Source organism: Streptococcus infantis (assembly GCF_047460405.1).
GTDB lineage: Bacteria > Bacillota > Bacilli > Lactobacillales > Streptococcaceae > Streptococcus > Streptococcus infantis_Q.
Genome location: NZ_JASHGH010000039.1, coordinates 1 through 1,544, shown reverse-complemented (window position 1 = coordinate 1,544; position 1,544 = coordinate 1). Strand labels below are relative to the sequence as shown.

Here is a 1,544-nt window from a genome sequence, read left to right as displayed (position 1 = left end):
GGTAACTTCTAAAACTAACTTCCAGTTTCCTACAACCTAGCTTTTAGTATGAGAAAAACGCGTGAAATCAGTGGAAATTCGTCTTAGACTAACTTCCACTGGTTTTCTTTTTCTTGATATATAAGGGGTCAAAAGCGAAAAGACTCAGAAAAAAAGTGCACGACAAATAGCCCTAAAACAGAGTCGTCTTAGAGTAAATTCCAGTTACTAGCGTTTAGTGTGAGACTTTTCGATGGTGATAAGATGTTTAGTTAGAGGGTAAAATTCCCTTTATTTCAATAAATCAGGTGATAAGTGTGTGTCTTCTGGTTTGACAAATTGGCAACCCAGAAGAGCAGCGATGTCCTCGCCAAATGTGAAGGTGAAGACGTCGTAAGCAGATTTTCCTTGAAACTCTTCTCGTTTCAAGGAATTGACATGGGAAATGACTAGATTGATGTCTTTCTGAGTCAGCTGGTCGAAGGAAGTGCCCTTGGGAAGAATGGCTCGCAAAACCGTATGGTTCTTCTCAATCCGCCCCTTCTGGTCAGGACGGCTAGGGTCGCAGAAGTAGAGGTGAGACTTCCCATCAATGTCTCGCTCAAGCTCCTCCACATTGGAGAACTCAGATCCGTTGTCCGTGAGAATGACAGGGAACAGCTGATGGAAGGCATACCCTCCGTCCATGACTCTTTCTTTCAAAGCTGCGAATTTAGTGGCGACCTCCAGAGCAGTCTTGTTGTCCAAAAGCAAGGCGAAGAGGAAGTTGCAGAAGGAAACATTGAAGGTGAGCAGTAGCTTTCCACCAGGTCTGCCGATGACCGTGTCCATTTCCAACCATTTGAAGAAATCATCTGTTTCTCGTAACTCTTGGAAATCTTGGTAGGTCCGCCCAATTTTCAGCTCCTTGGGAATAGCTACTTTTCTGGATTTTCTGCGTGCCTTGAACTTGACCATCCGAGGGAAATCAATGGGTTTGGCTGTCAGATAACCCAGCTTGGCATGTCGATACACCGTAGCTTTCGACACAGGTAGGTTATGTGTCTGAATGATATGGTAGATGCTTTGTTTCTTCTGGATGCCTTGGGTTACGATCTGGTCCATCTGATAAAAACTTTCCTTGTTTAGGGGAATGCCCTGTCTGGATTCCCTCAACATAGTCTTGTACTGTTCCTGCGCCTTTTTGGCGTAGTAAAGATAGCGGTTAAACCCACAATCCGTCCTCTTTTTTGGACAGTTGTTACAGACATAAGGAGCTTTTTTGAGAAGTGGGCAATCCGTGCAATCAGATTTGACGGATGTTGGATGCATGATGCGATTGCGCTTGATTTCCTTTGAAATCGTTGACGGGTCTTTTCCAATATTCTCAGCGATAGAACGGAAAGTCTCCTGTTGGCTGATTCCGGTTTGGATGTCAATCCGGTCTTCTAGAGTGAGATGTTTTTGTTTTTTCGTCATGAGGTGCCTCCTCACGAAAAGTCTCAGACTTAATTCTAGCATAATTCGTCATCTGAGATTAACTTCCAGTTTTGGGGGAGAGATGGAAGTTACTTTGAGAAGTTACG

General features: G+C 44.0%; 1 protein-coding gene. It reads right to left on the bottom strand.

Going from position 1 to position 1,544, the window contains the following annotated elements; all coding sequences use genetic code 11:
- Positions 1–270 precede the first annotated feature (270 nt).
- Positions 271–1,437: an IS30 family transposase gene (locus QM928_RS09825; RefSeq protein ID WP_414295147.1), complete on the bottom strand. Its 1,167-nt coding sequence runs from the start codon at positions 1,435–1,437 to the stop codon at positions 271–273.
- Positions 1,438–1,544 lie beyond the last annotated feature (107 nt).